The 15,403-nt window shown below is 50.3% G+C and carries 11 protein-coding genes and 1 CRISPR repeat array (1 of these 12 running past the window's edge); of the genes, 10 read left to right on the top strand and 1 reads right to left on the bottom strand.

Annotated elements, in window-relative coordinates; genetic code table 11:
- Nucleotides 1–106: 106 nt before the first annotated feature.
- From FN001_RS18160 to glgD, 6 genes are all read left to right on the top strand, one after another.
- Nucleotides 107–274: a hypothetical protein gene (locus tag FN001_RS18160; protein WP_185911935.1), complete on the top strand. Its 168-nt coding sequence runs from the start codon at nt 107–109 to the stop codon at nt 272–274.
- Nucleotides 275–577: 303 nt separating this feature from the next.
- A complete protein-coding gene (gene lepA / locus FN001_RS12895) occupies nt 578–2,392 on the top strand; it encodes a translation elongation factor 4 (protein WP_118515568.1) in 1,815 nt (604 codons plus the stop codon).
- A gap of 351 nt (nt 2,393–2,743) precedes the next feature.
- Complete coding sequence (locus FN001_RS12890) at nt 2,744–3,757, top strand: NUDIX domain-containing protein (RefSeq protein ID WP_142412117.1); 1,014 nt, start codon at nt 2,744–2,746, stop codon at nt 3,755–3,757.
- On the top strand, nt 3,754–4,893 hold the full coding sequence (gene hemW / locus FN001_RS12885) for a radical SAM family heme chaperone HemW (RefSeq protein WP_142412116.1): 1,140 nt from the start codon (nt 3,754–3,756) through the stop codon (nt 4,891–4,893). Before FN001_RS12890 ends, hemW begins: the two co-directional genes overlap by 4 nt.
- Nucleotides 4,894–5,113: 220 nt before the next feature.
- Nucleotides 5,114–6,322 carry a glucose-1-phosphate adenylyltransferase gene (locus FN001_RS12880; RefSeq protein WP_118530796.1) on the top strand — a complete coding sequence of 403 codons (1,209 nt, stop codon included), beginning with the start codon at nt 5,114–5,116 and terminating at the stop codon, nt 6,320–6,322.
- Nucleotides 6,316–7,455: a glucose-1-phosphate adenylyltransferase subunit GlgD gene (gene glgD / locus FN001_RS12875; protein WP_142412115.1), complete on the top strand. Its 1,140-nt coding sequence runs from the start codon at nt 6,316–6,318 to the stop codon at nt 7,453–7,455. Before FN001_RS12880 ends, glgD begins: the two co-directional genes overlap by 7 nt.
- Nucleotides 7,456–7,675: 220 nt before the next feature.
- Here glgD and FN001_RS12870 read toward each other — a convergent pair whose 3' ends face one another.
- Nucleotides 7,676–8,389, bottom strand: coding sequence for a 3D domain-containing protein (locus FN001_RS12870; RefSeq protein ID WP_142412114.1), 714 nt, complete (start codon nt 8,387–8,389; stop codon nt 7,676–7,678).
- 1,058 nt (nt 8,390–9,447) lie between these two features.
- On the opposite strand from FN001_RS12870, the gene hrcA reads away from it, so the two are divergent.
- The 4 genes from hrcA to dnaJ all read left to right on the top strand — a co-directional run bounded on the left by hrcA (nt 9,448) and on the right by dnaJ (nt 14,480).
- Nucleotides 9,448–10,500 (top strand): heat-inducible transcriptional repressor HrcA, encoded by a 1,053-nt coding sequence (gene hrcA / locus FN001_RS12865; RefSeq protein WP_118299193.1) that lies wholly within the window; start codon nt 9,448–9,450, stop codon nt 10,498–10,500.
- A gap of 8 nt (nt 10,501–10,508) precedes the next feature.
- Nucleotides 10,509–11,087, top strand: a complete 579-nt coding sequence (gene grpE, locus FN001_RS12860) for a nucleotide exchange factor GrpE (RefSeq protein WP_243022267.1) — start codon at nt 10,509–10,511, stop codon at nt 11,085–11,087.
- 91 nt (nt 11,088–11,178) lie between these two features.
- Nucleotides 11,179–13,056 (top strand): molecular chaperone DnaK, encoded by a 1,878-nt coding sequence (gene dnaK / locus FN001_RS12855; RefSeq protein WP_118299191.1) that lies wholly within the window; start codon nt 11,179–11,181, stop codon nt 13,054–13,056.
- A gap of 263 nt (nt 13,057–13,319) precedes the next feature.
- Entirely contained in the window at nt 13,320–14,480 is a 1,161-nt protein-coding gene (dnaJ, locus tag FN001_RS12850; RefSeq protein ID WP_118299190.1) for a molecular chaperone DnaJ, read from the top strand.
- A gap of 548 nt (nt 14,481–15,028) precedes the next feature.
- Nucleotides 15,029–15,403: direct repeats of the CRISPR family, unit length 38 nt; unit sequence GTAGAAATGGAGGTCGCCCCATTCAGGGCATTGACACA (it continues 179 nt past the right edge of the window).

Below are 15,403 nucleotides of genomic sequence, written 5' to 3'. Positions count from 1 at the left end.
TGGACGGGTGACAAAAGAGGGACCGGGAGCAGAAATCCCAGTCAATGAAATGAATGTCAAGTTCATGTAAAGAATGTTAATTAAAGTCTAAATCAGAACGGTTGGAATGTCAATTGCTTTAACAAAACCTGTAAAAATGAAAAATTGCAAGGTAAATATTTGCGAAGGAAGACCCGGGATCATAAATCCTGAAAGTGAGACCATGGCTCCCGGAAAAACCGGCAAAATCTGCGGGAGGTCATGTTCAGAACTGCTTGCGCATGAAGGCAAATAATGCTATATTTAATATGATAAATTGCCATTTCTGCCCCCATCAGCCTGCTCAGGGAATCTGATGGGAAAATGAATGCGATAAATATAGAAGAAAGGTAATTATTCAGTAGGTCTGCGCACTTGCTGCGCTGACCGTAACAAAACACAGGCTTGAAGGCAAAAATCCCATCGGCGAAGCCGATTTGGAATGGATTTTTGCTCGTAACTGTGAGGGACTGAACAGTTACGAAGAAAGATGTGCAGGAAACCGGCTGTCTCAGAGCGCCGGATCCCTGCAGAAGTAAAAAAGAAGAGAGGAACATGAATGGTTCATTATTCCCAGGATAAAATCAGAAATTTCTGTATCATTGCCCACATCGATCACGGTAAATCCACGCTGGCGGACCGCATTATCGAGAAGACCGGTCTTTTAACGAGCCGTGAGATGCAGGCGCAGGTTCTCGACAATATGGAGCTCGAGCGCGAGCGCGGCATCACGATCAAATCCCAGGCTGTCCGTACTGTCTATAAGGCGAAGGACGGCGAAGAGTATATCTTCAACCTGATCGATACCCCAGGTCATGTGGACTTTAACTATGAGGTATCCCGAAGCCTTGCGGCCTGTGACGGCGCGATCCTTGTCGTTGACGCGGCCCAGGGAATCGAGGCGCAGACACTTGCGAACGTCTACCTCGCCCTTGACCATGACCTCGACGTTGTCCCGGTCATCAATAAGATCGACCTTCCGAGCGCCGATCCGGACCGTGTGGCGGAGGAGATCGAGGACGTGATCGGACTTGAGGCTCACGATGCGCCGAGGATCTCCGCAAAGATGGGCTTAAATATCGAAGATGTTTTAGAGGCGATCGTCCACAAGATCCCAGCTCCGAAGGGAGATCCGGAGGCACCTCTCCAGGCCCTGATCTTCGACTCCCTCTACGATTCCTACCGCGGCGTTATCGTGTTCTGCCGTGTGAAAGAGGGAACCGTTAAGAAAGGAACCCCGATCCAGATGATGGCGACGGGCGCTTCCTACGACGTCGTGGAGGTCGGATACTTTGGCGCAGGCCAGTTTATCCCGTGCGATGAGCTCCGCGCCGGTATGGTAGGTTATATTACCGCCAGCATCAAGAACGTAAAAGATACCCGTGTCGGAGATACGGTGACGAACCGCTTAAATCCATGTGCAGCACCGCTTCCGGGATATAAGAAAGTCACTCCGATGGTCTACTGCGGTCTCTACCCGGCGGATGGAGCGAAATATCCGGAGCTTCGTGACGCCCTGGAAAAATTACAGTTAAATGACGCGTCCCTGTTCTTTGAGCCGGAGACATCCATCGCTCTTGGATTCGGATTCCGCTGCGGATTCCTTGGACTTTTACACTTGGAGATCATCCAGGAGCGCTTAGAGCGCGAGTACAACCTCGACCTTGTCACAACTGCTCCGGGCGTTGTATACCGGATCCACAAGACGAACGGAGAGGTGATCGACCTCACGAACCCGTCCAACATGCCGGATCCGTCCGAGATCGACTATATGGAAGAGCCGATCGTCTCCGCAGAGATCATGGTCACGACCGAATTTGTCGGTGCGATCATGCAGCTGTGCCAGGAGCGCCGCGGCGTTTACCTCGGAATGGAATATATGGAAGAGACGCGTGCACTCTTAAAATATGAGCTTCCGTTAAACGAGATCATCTACGATTTCTTCGATGCGCTGAAATCCAGATCCCGCGGTTACGCGTCCTTCGACTACGAGTTAAAGGGATACGAGAAGTCCGAGCTTGTCAAACTCGATATCCTGATCAACAAAGAGGCGGTCGATGCCCTTTCCTTCATCGTCTTCGAAGGTTCCGCCTACGAGCGCGGAAGAAAGATGTGCGAGAAGTTAAAGGATGAGATCCCGAAACACTTATTTGAGATCCCGATCCAGGCGGCCGTCGGCGGAAAGATCATCGCGCGTGAGACCGTCAGAGCGATGAGAAAGGATGTCCTCGCGAAGTGCTACGGCGGCGATATTTCCCGAAAGAAGAAACTTCTCGAGAAGCAGAAGGAAGGAAAGAAGCGTATGCGCCAGGTCGGAAATGTGGAGATCCCGCAGAAGGCGTTCATGAGCGTCCTGAAGCTGGATGAAGAGTAGACGGCAGAGGGAAGAACAGCGATTTTAAAAATCAGAGATCGATTGGCAGGATAGATTCTGCCGGATTCTGGAAAAAGCTGGAAAAATACAGTCTGACAGACAAAAGGATATAGTCCAGAATACTCCCTGTCTGCGCCGCAGCAGGGGAAAAACGCAAAAGTCCATTTCCGGTATAAGAAATGGACTTTTCCTGTATCCGGACCGGAGATCGAATTCCTGACTGCAGGGCCTGTCACCGGCGGTTCTTTTCAAATCTATGGAAACGGACCGATTTTGCCGTTACTTATCTCCTGAAAGGAGAACGGTTTCCCTGACGGAGACAGACCCTGAAAAAACAGAGTGAGGTACACAATGAAACTTACAACTCTTTGTTATATCGAAAAAGATGAAAAATATCTGATGATCCACCGGATCAAAAAGAAACATGACGTCAATAAGGACAAATGGATCGGCATCGGCGGAAAGTTTGAACGCGGGGAGAGTCCGGAGGACTGTATCCTCAGGGAGACGAAGGAGGAGACCGGTCTGACGCTCACAGACTACCGGCTCCGGGGCGTCCTGACTTTTGCATACAACGATGACGATGAGGAGATGGAGTACATTTTCCTCTACACGGCGGACGGCTTTGCGGGGGAGCTCGCGGAATGCAATGAGGGAACGCTGGAGTGGGTCCCGAAAACGCAGATCGACCGCCTGAACCTGTGGGAGGGCGACCGGATCTTCCATTATCTTCTCGATGAAGATGCGCCGTTTTTCTCCTTAAAACTCCGCTATCAGGATGATCTTTTAAAGGAGGCGGTCCTCGATGGAAAGCCGTTGGAGCTTCTCGATCTGCTCCGTGAAGACGGGGAACCGTCCGGTCAGGTGCGCTGGCGGACTCTGGTCCATCTTCACGGAGACTGGCACCGGACGAGCCATGTCTGGGTCGTGAGAAAACGCGCGGACGGAGGACATGACCTGCTTTTACAGAAGCGGAGCGGGGAAAAGGATTCCTTCGCAGGCTGTTATGACATCTCCAGCGCCGGACATATCCCGGCGGGACAGGACTACCTGGAATCGGCGCTGAGAGAGCTGAAGGAAGAGCTTGGGATCACAGCGAAACCGGAAGAGCTGCGGCTTGTGGGAGTCCACGACGGGCGCTATGAGGGCGAATTTGGCGGACAGATCTTTAAAAACCATGAAAAGAGCCATGTCTTCGTCTATGAGAAACCGGTGGAGATCGAAGACCTGAAACTTCAGAAGGAAGAAGTGGAGTCCGTAAAGTGGATGAAGATCGAAGATGTCCTTGCGGCGGTAAAAGCGCATGATCCGGGATACTGTCTGTTTGAGGATGAGATCGAAATGCTCTGCGGGGTGCTCAAATGAGCGGGGGCATGGAATTATATCTGCACATGCCGTTCTGTGTGAGAAAGTGTTCCTACTGCGATTTCCTGTCATTCCCGTCAGGAGCCAAGACGCAGAGAATGTATGCAAAGCGGCTGATGGAAGACATCGGTGTCATGGGAAAACGATACGGGGAGATCCCGGTCGAGACGATCTTTATCGGGGGCGGAACCCCGTCGGTGCCGGACTCTGGGCTGATCGTGGAGATCATGGAACATGTCAGACATGCGTTTCATGTCGCGGATGGCGCGGAGATCTCCATGGAGGCGAATCCCGGGACGGTGACGCGGGAGAAACTTACGGATTACTGGAAAGCTGGGATTAACCGGCTGAGCTTCGGTCTCCAGTCGGCGAATGACCGGGAGTTAAAACTTCTGGGGCGGATCCACACCTGGGCGGAATTTCTGGAGAGCTTTACGCTGGCCCGCGAGTGCGGGTTTGCGAACCTGAATATCGATCTCATGTCGGCGCTTCCGGGACAGACCTGTGAGTCATGGAAGGAGACGCTCTCGCGGGTCACGGATCTTGATCCGGAACATATCTCCGCATACAGCCTGATCATCGAGGAAGGAACGCCGTTCGGTGAACGATATGGGAGCGAAGAGGGGCGGAAACTTCTTCCGGATGAGGACTCCGAGCGGGAGATGTACCATGAGACGAAGCGGTTTTTAAAGGACTGCGGATACGAACGGTATGAGATTTCCAATTATGCGAAGCCGGGGCGGGAGTGCCGCCACAACATCGGCTACTGGACCGGAGTTCCGTATCTGGGACTCGGACTCGGGGCGTCCTCCTATCTGGACGGCTGCCGGTTCACTGTGAACCCGGATATGAAGCAGTACCTCGAAGAAAAGCCGGGAATGTTTACGGATATCGAAAAGCTGACGAAGAAGGATATGGAAGAGGAATTCTTCTATGTAGGGCTCCGGATGACGGCCGGGGTGTCGCTTTCAGAATTTGAAAGACGATTCGGGATCTCCGCAAAGGAAGTCTACCCGGGGCTGATGGAAACATTCGTGCAAGAAAAGGCCGCGCGTTTTGAAGGTGACCGCTTTGTACTGACTGATTACGGGCTCGATGTGAGCAACTATATCATGGCGCAGTTTCTGCAGGACTGAAGTTCCTGCGGAGGCTGCGTTTTTTAGATTTATGGGAAATTTTGACTTTATGAGTATAAAGTAATACAGAAATATATAGGCAAAGTAAAAGTATGGTAAAAATGTATAAAAAGATATCAAAAACGGCGAAAATGTGCTATAATTTATACAATCCTTGAGAATGCGATATTATACATTCTGCACGGAGAATACCGATCCAGAAATACAGGGGGATATTTTTATGGCTAAGGAAATGATCGCAATGCTCCTTGCCGGCGGACAGGGCTCCAGACTCTACGCGCTGACACAGAAGCTTGCAAAACCGGCAGTTCCTTTCGGCGGAAAGTATCGGATCATCGACTTCCCGCTCTCGAACTGTGTAAATTCAGGAATCGATACCGTTGGAATTCTGACTCAGTACCAGCCGATGGTGTTGAACGAGTATATCGGAAACGGTCAGCCGTGGGATCTTGACCGTCTCTACGGGGGAGTCCATGTACTGCCGCCGTACCAGAAAGCGTCCGGCTCCGACTGGTATAAGGGAACCGCAAACGCGATCTATCAGAACATTCCGTTTATCGAGCGCTACGATCCGCAGTATGTGATCATCTTATCAGGTGACCAGATCTGTAAGCAGGATTACAGTGATTTCCTCCGCTTCCACAAGGAGAAAGGAGCGGAGTTCAGCGTTGCCGTTATGGAGGTCCCGTGGGATGAGGCATCCCGCTTCGGCCTGATGGTCGCAGACGATGATGACCGGATCACGGAGTTTCAGGAGAAACCGAAGAACCCGAAGTCCAACTTGGCTTCGATGGGAATCTACATCTTCAACTGGGATATCTTAAAGAAGTACCTGATCGAGGACGAGGCGGATCCGAACTCCGAGAACGACTTCGGAAACAACATTATCCCGAACCTTCTGAAGGACGGACGAAAAATGTACGCCTACCACTTTGAGGGATACTGGAAGGATGTCGGAACGATCTCTTCCCTCTGGGAGGCCAATATGGAGGTTCTGGATCCGGAGCACAGCGGGATCAACCTCTTTGATGAGAATTGGAAGATCTACAGCCGGAACAGCGGCATGACCGGACATAAGATCGGCTCCAACGCGGTCGTTGAGAACTGTATGATCACAGACGGCTGCCGGATTGATGGAAATGTAAAGCATTCGATCCTGTTCTCCGGTGTTAAGGTAGAAAAAGGTGCAAAGGTCGAGGATGCCGTTGTCATGGGTGGAACCGTCATCAAGGCTGGTGCCGTTGTGGAACACTGCATTGTTGCCGAGAACGTTGTGATCGGTGAGAATGCGATCGTCGGTTCCATGCCGAAGGATGAGGGACACGGTGTCGCGACGATCGGATCCGGGATCACAATCGGAAAGGGCGCAAAGATCGGCCCGAACGCCATGGTCAATAAAAATGTGGAGGACGGTGAAGAACAATGGTAAATTCCAATGCAAATGCGATCGGTATTATTTTCCCGAACAGTTATGACAATCTGGTGCCGGAACTTGCGGGCGACCGCCTGATGGCATCCATCCCGTTCGCGGGACGTTACCGGATCATCGATTTCCTCCTTTCGAGTCTCGCAAACTGCGGGATCAGCAATATCTCCATCGTGGTCCGCGAGAATTACCATTCCCTGATGGACCATCTGGGATCCGGCCGTGAGTGGGATCTTCTCAGAAAGAACGGAGGTCTCAGCATCTTCCCGCCGTATGCGGAGAAGAACATGAAGGTCTACAGTGGTCGTGTCGAGGCTCTTGAGAGCATTCTGCCGTTCCTTAAAAATAAGAAGGAAAAATATGTGATCATGACGGACGCCAACATCGCCGTCGATTTCGACTTCAATGCCATGTTAAAGGCACATATCGAGAGCGGTGCGGATGTGACCGTTGCCTATACGGAGCAGGAGATCCCGGCGGAGCTGATCCATGCGGGCGCTCACGGAGATATGTATTATACGTTAAAGCTTGAGGATGGGCGTGTGAGACGGATCTTCATGAACTCTGAGGAGAGCGGAAAGCAGAATCTTTCCATGAACATCTATATTATGGAAAGGGAAGCGCTGATCGACAAGATCCATGCGGCGTTTGTCCGCGGCTATTCCTACTTTGAGCGAGATATTCTTGCACCGCGCCTGGAGAAATACAATGTCCGCGCGTACAAGTACGAAGGATACTGCGCAAGAATCTGCGGATTGAAGAGCTATTTTGACGAGAATATGAAGCTTCTTGACGATGAGAATCTGGAAGCGCTGTTTACCGGCGGTCCGGTCTACACAAAGATCCGTGACGACAACCCGACGAGATACATTACCGGATGTAAGGCGAAAAATAACCTCGTTGCAGATGGCTGTGTGATCGAGGGAGATGTTGAGAACTGTATTCTTTTCAGAGGCGTCAAGATCGAGAAAGGCGCGAAGATCAGAAACAGTGTCCTGATGCAGGATACGGTCGTGAAGGCCGGCGGACGCCTGGATTACGTTGTTACCGATAAGAACGTTACGATCGAGGTCGGACAGGAGCTTAAGGGAACGGATACACAGCCGTTTTATGTTGCCAAGGGACATACGGTTTAGCAAAAAGCGGCAGAAATTTTAATACATAAAATGGAATTTTAAAAGGGAATTTTCCGTGAGAGACTGGATGCTCCATGGAGATTCCCTTTTTGTGTATATGAGAACATAGAAAAAATGAAATCGGAAAGGCAGAGCGCTAAAGCCTGTGAAGCGCGGATTTTCCTGTAAAAAAAGGTGACCTGCGCAATGGCAGATCACCTTTTTGTAAGAAAACGGAGCATCAGGACTGGATCAGATAGACCTCAGAACGTTCCACGCCGTGATTTTTTGTTTCCGAATGTGTGTTGTAAAAAATATCGATGTGTTTTCCTTTGACGCCGCCGCCGACGTCCTCAGCGATATATTCGACGCCGTCGATGAGAAGATGGCTTCCGAGCGGGATGACGCGCGGGTCAACGGCTACGGTGCGGCTCGCGGTGGCCTGGGTTCCTGTTTTTGTGAGGCGTCCATATCCTTCGGAGCAGCTTCTGCATGGGCAGTAGGCGGTTGTCTTGAAGGTTCCTAAGGAGACGAGAGTCGCGTTTTTGATGATGCCTGTCTCGGTATCGTACTGGTAGGCGATCGGAAGTGCCTGGTCGTTTACGCTGAGTTTGATCATGTAGGTGTTGTCCGGGATGGAGGACCAGTCGATCATGATCTCAAAGCCGTGGGCGCCGTTTCCGATGCCGCTTGTCTTTAAGTCATCGCGTTCGATATCTGCGGTGGCGGTCTCTGCTAAGAGAGAGTCGCCTGTATGGGCGTTGACCACGGTGACAGTGACGGAGACAGGGGTGTCCGGGGCCGCGGAGTTCCACGCCCATCCGGAGATCTTATTTCCGTCGATGCTGTCGAGGTGGCCAGAGTTTTTCGAGGTGCTTGCGAAGGCGCATACGGTGTTTAGGAGCATCGCGAGGATGGTTATTAAAACACTGATGGTCATTCTGATTTTCTTCATATAACATATCCTTTCTTTTTTGTTTCATATCTGTTACAAAGTATATGCTGCGATGTAACAAATATGTAACAATTTGGAAACAAATATGTATTATACACGGATTTTTTTATTTGTCAAGTTTTCGGGGCATGGGGAGAGCTGGGGGTGGCTTTCTATAGGGGATTGGCGAGAGGTACGCGGTGAGGCTCCGGGATAGCGTGCAGGGGATGCGGGGATGGTTCCTCTAAGCACACGGGCGGCTGCTAAGGGCAGAAAATCGACGACACAACTCGCTGCGCTCAGACAGGTGTCGCCGATTTTCTAACGCAGCCACCCGTGAGCTAAGAGGAAGCCAGATCCCCGGATTAAAGCACGCCATCCCGGAGCCTCACCGCTGTGGGAGTAGCGGGAGGAAGGAAAAGGATACAACTCGCTGCGCTCAGACAGGTGTCGCCGATTTTCTAACGCAGCCACCCGTGAGCTAAGAGGGAGCCAGATCTCCGGATTAAAGCACGCCATCCCGGAGCCTCACCGCTGTGGGAGTAGCGGGAGGAAGGAAAAGGATACAACTCGCTGCGCTCAGACAAGTGTCGCCGATTTTCTAACGCAGCCACCCGTGAGCTAAGAGGAAGCCAGATCCCCGGATCAAAGCACGCCATCCCGGAGCCTCACCGCTGTGGGATGGCGGGAGGAAGGAAAGAGGTATAACTCGCTGCCTGCGCTCGGACGTGTACTATTTTGTATTCAACACAGTCAGCTGCGGATTAAGAGGAAGTGTATATCTGGATCAAAGCACTTTTGCCCGGAGCCTCACCGCTGGGGAGTTGCGGGAGTGAGTGTGAAGAATCGATATTTTATAAGGAAATAGTTTGGTTGGGGAAGATTACTGTCGGTAAAGTGCGCGGGAAATTATGGGGTTTCCGGGAGGTTTCTGGGTAAAACAGGAATTATTCCTATATTTGTGAAAAAAATGTGAAAATTATCAAAAGCCCTTGACAAAAAACTTGCGAAGTAATATAGTAGCAACTGTAGATGTTAGCACTCCTCAAAAGAGAGTGCTAGCAAATCAGAGAGAAGAGGTGAGAGGTTTGGAACTGGATGAGAGAAAAGAGAAAATTTTGAAAGCGATTATCCAGACGTACCTGGAGACCGGTGAGCCGGTCGGATCCAGAACGATTTCCAAATACTCGGATCTGAAGCTCAGCTCTGCTACGATCCGAAATGAGATGTCTGATCTGGAAGAGCTTGGTTACATTCTTCAGCCGCATACTTCAGCCGGAAGGATTCCTTCCGATAAGGGTTACCGGTTTTATGTTGACCAGATCATTAAAGAGAAGGACAGTCAGGTCGAGCACATGCAGGAACTGATGATCCAGCGGGTTGACCGCGTGGAACTGCTTTTGAAGCAGCTTGCAAAGGTTCTCGCAAAGAATACAAATTATGCGACTCTGATCAGCGGACCGAGTTACAGCCAGACGAAGCTTAAATTTATCCAACTCTCCAGAGTTGAGGAACATAAGCTTCTCGTGGTAATTGTTGTGGAAGGAAATATTATCCGGAACTCTTTTGTTACGGTTGATGAGGAACTCAGTGATGAGGAGATCCTGAATCTGAATATTCTCCTGAACAGCAATCTGAACGGTCTGACGATCGAGGAGATCAATCTTGGTGTGATCGCGAAGATGAAGGAGCAGGCCGGAAGCCACAGAAGAGTGGTGGATCTGGTCCTGAATGAGGTCAGCGAAGTGATCCGTTCCCAGGATGAGGATCTTCAGATCTATACGAGCGGGGCAACCAATATTTTCAAATATCCGGAGCTTTCCGATACAGAGAAAGCGAGTCAGCTGATCAGCACGTTAGAACATAAGGAACTTCTCCGTGGGCTGATCGATGAACAGCAGCAGAATAAGACCGATGACCCGGACAATGAGATCCAGGTCTACATCGGAGATGAAACTCCGGTCCAGAGCATGAAAGACTGCAGCATCGTAACCGCAAATTATGCGCTCGGCGATGGAATGCGAGGAACGATCGGTATTGTAGGACCAAAGCGGATGGATTACGAGAAAGTCGTAACAACCTTGCGATCGCTTGTCGCGCAGCTGAACGAAACATTTAAAAATGAAAGGTGAAGAGAGCAGTGGAAGAGAAAGAGTTAGAAAAAGAGAACCAGGAGACGGAAGCTTCCGAAGAGAAAGAAGCGAAAGCCTCTGAGACTGATAAAGAAACTGAGAAGTCCGAGGATGCCGGAAAGAAGGAAAAAGCTCCGGAAAAGAAAAAGGATCCGAAGGACGAGAAGATTGATGAGTTAAATGACAAACTCAGAAGATCGATGGCGGAATTTGATAATTACCGCAAGAGAACGGACAAGGAAAAGTCCGCGATGTATGAGATCGGCGCGAAGGACGTGATCGAAAAGATCCTTCCGATCGTCGACAACTTTGAAAGAGGTCTTAACACAATCCCGGAGGATGCGAAAGGAACCGCATTTGCAGAGGGAATGGAAAAGATATATAAGCAGTTTGTAAAGACGCTCGATGATCTCGGCGTAAAGCCGATCGAGGCCGTCGGAAAACCGTTTGATCCGAATTTCCACAACGCAGTGATGCATGTGGAGGATGAGAATCTCGGCGAAAATGTTGTGGCAGCTGAGCTTCAGAAGGGTTACACCTACAAAGAGTCGATCGTCCGTCACAGCATGGTACAGGTTGCGAACTAAGGATCGTGAGAGCACGTAAGTGCGGATCGATCTGGTATCAAAATTAACATTGAAATTTACTTAATTCCAAATATAACAGGAGGAAAAAATCATGAGCAAGATCATTGGTATTGACTTAGGTACAACAAACAGCTGCGTAGCAGTTATGGAAGGCGGTAAACCAACAGTTATCGCTAATACAGAAGGTGTCAGAACAACACCGTCTATCGTTGCATTTACAAAGACAGGAGAAAGACTTGTCGGTGAGCCGGCAAAGCGTCAGGCAGTTACAAACGCTGACAGAACCATCTCCTCCATTAAGAGACATATGGGTACCGACTACAAGGTAGACATCGACGGCAAGAAGTACACACCGCAGGAGATCTCCGCGATGATCCTTCAGAAGTTAAAAGCAGATGCTGAAAGCTACCTCGGTGAGAAGGTAACAGAAGCTGTTATCACAGTTCCGGCTTACTTCAACGATGCCCAGCGTCAGGCAACAAAGGATGCAGGTAAGATCGCCGGTCTTGATGTAAAGCGTATCATCAATGAGCCGACAGCGGCAGCCCTTGCTTATGGCCTTGACAACGAGAAAGAGCAGAAGATTATGGTATATGACCTCGGCGGCGGTACATTCGATGTTTCCATCATCGAGATCGGTGACGGCGTTATTGAAGTTCTTGCGACGAACGGTGATACACACCTCGGCGGTGATGATTTCGATAACCGTGTCACACAGTGGATGATCGATGAGTTCAAGAAGACAGAGGGCGTAGATCTTTCCGGTGATAAGATGGCACTTCAGAGATTAAAAGAAGCTGCTGAGAAAGCAAAGAAGGAACTCTCTTCCGCAACAACAACAAATATCAACCTTCCGTTCATCACAGCAACTGCTGATGGCCCGAAGCACTTAGATATGAACCTTACAAGAGCAAAATTCGATGAGCTCACAAGCGACCTCATCGAGAGAACAGCGATCCCAGTACAGAATGCATTAAGAGATGCCGGCTTAACAGCAGCAGATCTTTCCAAGGTTCTCCTTGTAGGTGGTTCCACACGTATGCTTTCCGCACAGGAGAAGGTAAAACAGTTAACAGGCAAAGAGCCGAGTAAGTCCTTAAACCCGGATGAGTGCGTAGCCATCGGTGCAGCGATCCAGGGTGGTAAGTTAGCAGGCGATGCTGGTGCCGGCGACATCCTTCTTCTCGATGTTACTCCGCTTTCCCTTGCAATCGAGACCATGGGCGGCGTAGCAACAAAGCTGATTGAGAGAAATACAACCATCCCGACAAGAAAGAGCCAGATCTTCTCCACAGCCGCTGATAACCAGACAGCTGTAGATATCCACGTTGTACAGGGTGAGCGTGAGTTCGCAAAGGACAACAAGACTCTTGGCCAGTTCCGTCTTGATGGTATCCTTCCGGCAAGAAGAGGTGTTCCGCAGATCGAAGTTACATTCGATATCGATGCAAACGGTATCGTAAATGTATCCGCTAAGGATCTTGGAACAGGCAAAGAGCAGCACATCACGATCACATCCGGTTCCAACATGTCCAAGGATGATATCGATAAGGCTGTTAAGGAAGCTGCAGCTTACGAGGCTGAGGATAAGAAGAGAAAAGAAGCGATTGATGCGAGAAACGAAGCTGACTCCATGGTATTCCAGACAGAGAAAGCTCTCGAGGAAGTTGGCGACAAGATCGATGCAAACGACAAGACTGCTGTTGAGGCTGACTTAAATGCCCTCAAGGAAGCAATCGCAAAAGCTCCGGCAGATCAGATGACAGATGCTCAGGTCGATGAGATCAAGGCAGCGAAAGAGAAACTCATGAACAGTGCCCAGAAGTTATTCTCCAAGGTTTATGAGCAGGCTCAGGCAGCTCAGGGCGCAGCAGGTGCCCAGGGTCAGGCTGGTCCGCAGGCAGGTCAGAGCGCAAGCCAGGCAGGCTACGGCGATGATGTCGTTGACGGAGACTACAAAGAGGTCTAAGACGAAAAATAAATTGACAGACTGAAAATAGTCTGTCAGGCAAAGCAGATCCGGAAGGACGCCCGCAAAAGGGCGTTCTTTCGGCTGCCTTGTTTCCGGACGAATGATCCGGAGAAAATTTATCACGGCAGAAGATAAAACCGTGATGTCTGGAATGGGTTCTGGCGTTATCTGGTTACGGCGTGTGAAGGCAGATCTTCCGGCGGCAGAATTCCGCAAAAGGTACGTGGTACCGTTCATTAACAAGAAAGGTAAAGAAAGCAATGGCAGAGACCAAGAGAGATTATTACGAAGTCCTCGGCGTGCCGAAAGATGCGGACGAAGCGGCGTTAAAGAAAGCATATCGAGTTCTTGCAAAGAAATATCATCCGGACGCAAACCCGGGAGACAAAGAGGCGGAGGCAAAGTTCAAGGAAGCTTCCGAGGCATACAGTGTCTTAAGTGATCCGGAAAAGAGAAAGAAGTACGACCAGTTCGGTCATGCGGCTTTCGACGGAGGTGCAGGCGGAGCCGGATACGGCGGATTCGACTTTAACGGAGCCGATATGGGAGACATTTTCGGAGATATCTTCGGAGATTTCTTTGGTGGACGTTCCGCATACGGAAGAAGCAGCAATGGTCCGATGCGCGGAGCAAACTTGAGAACGGGTGTCCGTATCACGTTTGAGGAGGCGATCTTCGGATGTGAGAAGGAGATCGAGCTTACCCTGAAGGATGAGTGTCCGAAGTGTCACGGAACCGGCGCAAAGCCTGGTACATCCCCGATCACCTGTCCGAAATGTAACGGTAAGGGTAAGATCGTCTATACACAGCAGTCGTTCTTTGGCCAGGTACAGAATGTCCAGACATGTCCGGACTGCCGCGGTACCGGTAAGGTTGTCAAGGAGAAATGCCCGGATTGCTACGGTACCGGATATATCTCCAGCAAGAAGAAGATCCAGGTTAAGATCCCGGCCGGTATCGATAACGGACAGAGTATCCGTATCGCCGGGAAGGGTGAGCCGGGTACGAACGGCGGCGAGAGAGGAGACCTTCTCGTTGAGGTTACTGTATCCAGAAGCCCGGTATTCATGCGTCAGGAGACTTCCATCTTCTCGACTGTACCGATTTCTTTCGCAACGGCAGCTCTCGGCGGTCCGATCAAGATCAAGACCGTTGACGGTGAGGTTGAGTACGAGGTAAAACCGGGAACTCAGACCGACACGAAGGTACGTCTCCGCGGTAAGGGTGTTCCGTCCCTGAGAAATAAGAATATCCGCGGTGATCATTATGTAACGCTTGTTGTTACGGTCCCGGAGAAGCTGAATGAGGAGCAGAAGGAGGCTCTGAAGCGGTTTGATGACGCGATGAAGGGAATTGCGCCGGAGGAAGGGAAGAAGAAAGGGTTCTTTAGTAAGCTGAAAGAGGATCTGAAGAACGAGTAATAGAGATTGGATTAGAAAACGCACGTTTTGCATGCAGGGAGGATCGGTATGCAGGGCGTGCGTTTTTTGTGTATGTGCTTGCTTGGGGTGTTGGCGAGAGTACGCGGTGAGTTTCCGGCCAGGAGTGCCGGGGATGCGGGGATGGTTCCTCTAACCTCCCGGGAGACTGCTAAGGGCAGAAAATCGACGATACAACTCGCTGCGCTCAGACAAGTGTCATCGATTTTCTAACGCAGTCACCCGCGAGCTAAGAGGAAGCCAGATCCCCGGATCATGCACTCCTGTCCGGAAGCTCACCGCTGGGGGCTGGTGGGATCGCAAATAATGGTCACAATAATGGGAAATAATCTGCTTGTGGAACCTGAAGAAGTCTGTTATAATGGGGGCAGCTGAAAGCGAGAAATTAGCTTTGTTTCTGCGACAAATATGAACAAACTGTGAACATGCCAAAAATCACCTTCAAAAACACCTTTTTCAGAATATTCTGGAAAATACTTGCAAAAACGGGTCCGCAAAGCCTTTATTTATGCGGGTTCCCAGAGGCAAGTGTAGAAATGGAGGTCGCCCCATTCAGGGCATTGACACACTCCATGACATATTCAAGCTCACTCTGAAGATCTTCGTAGAAATGGAGGTCGCCCCATTCAGGGCATTGACACATTTCATTTTTCTCAATCACGGCCAGTTCCGTTTCCGTAGAAATGGAGGTCGCCCCATTCAGGGCATTGACACCCGGTTTTGCATAACGATACACTCTGATTTCGCTTAGTAGAAATGGAGGTCGCCCCATTCAGGGCATTGACACATCCAAGAACCTTCCACGAAATCTTCCGCTCCGGTGTGTAGAAATGGAGGTCGCCCCATTCAGGGCATTGACACAATAAGACGGTCTGTGATCACATTGATGATATCGAGTAGAAATG

Origin of the sequence: Clostridium sp. Marseille-P7770 (assembly GCF_902143525.1) — a bacterium.
Classification (GTDB): Bacteria; Bacillota; Clostridia; order Lachnospirales; family Lachnospiraceae; genus Pilosibacter.
This window is presented reverse-complemented; position numbering and strand designations above follow the sequence as displayed.

Coding starts and splice junctions, on each gene's coding strand:
- FN001_RS12870 (WP_142412114.1), bottom strand. CDS start 8,389: ATGAAGAAAATCAGAATGACCATCAGTGTTTTAATAACCATCCTCGCG.
- FN001_RS12890 (WP_142412117.1), top strand. CDS start 2,744: ATGAAACTTACAACTCTTTGTTATATCGAAAAAGATGAAAAATATCTG.
- glgD (WP_142412115.1), top strand. CDS start 6,316: ATGGTAAATTCCAATGCAAATGCGATCGGTATTATTTTCCCGAACAGT.
- FN001_RS12880 (WP_118530796.1), top strand. CDS start 5,114: ATGGCTAAGGAAATGATCGCAATGCTCCTTGCCGGCGGACAGGGCTCC.
- hemW (WP_142412116.1), top strand. CDS start 3,754: ATGAGCGGGGGCATGGAATTATATCTGCACATGCCGTTCTGTGTGAGA.
- lepA (WP_118515568.1), top strand. CDS start 578: ATGGTTCATTATTCCCAGGATAAAATCAGAAATTTCTGTATCATTGCC.
- dnaJ (WP_118299190.1), top strand. CDS start 13,320: ATGGCAGAGACCAAGAGAGATTATTACGAAGTCCTCGGCGTGCCGAAA.
- dnaK (WP_118299191.1), top strand. CDS start 11,179: ATGAGCAAGATCATTGGTATTGACTTAGGTACAACAAACAGCTGCGTA.
- FN001_RS18160 (WP_185911935.1), top strand. CDS start 107: ATGTCAATTGCTTTAACAAAACCTGTAAAAATGAAAAATTGCAAGGTA.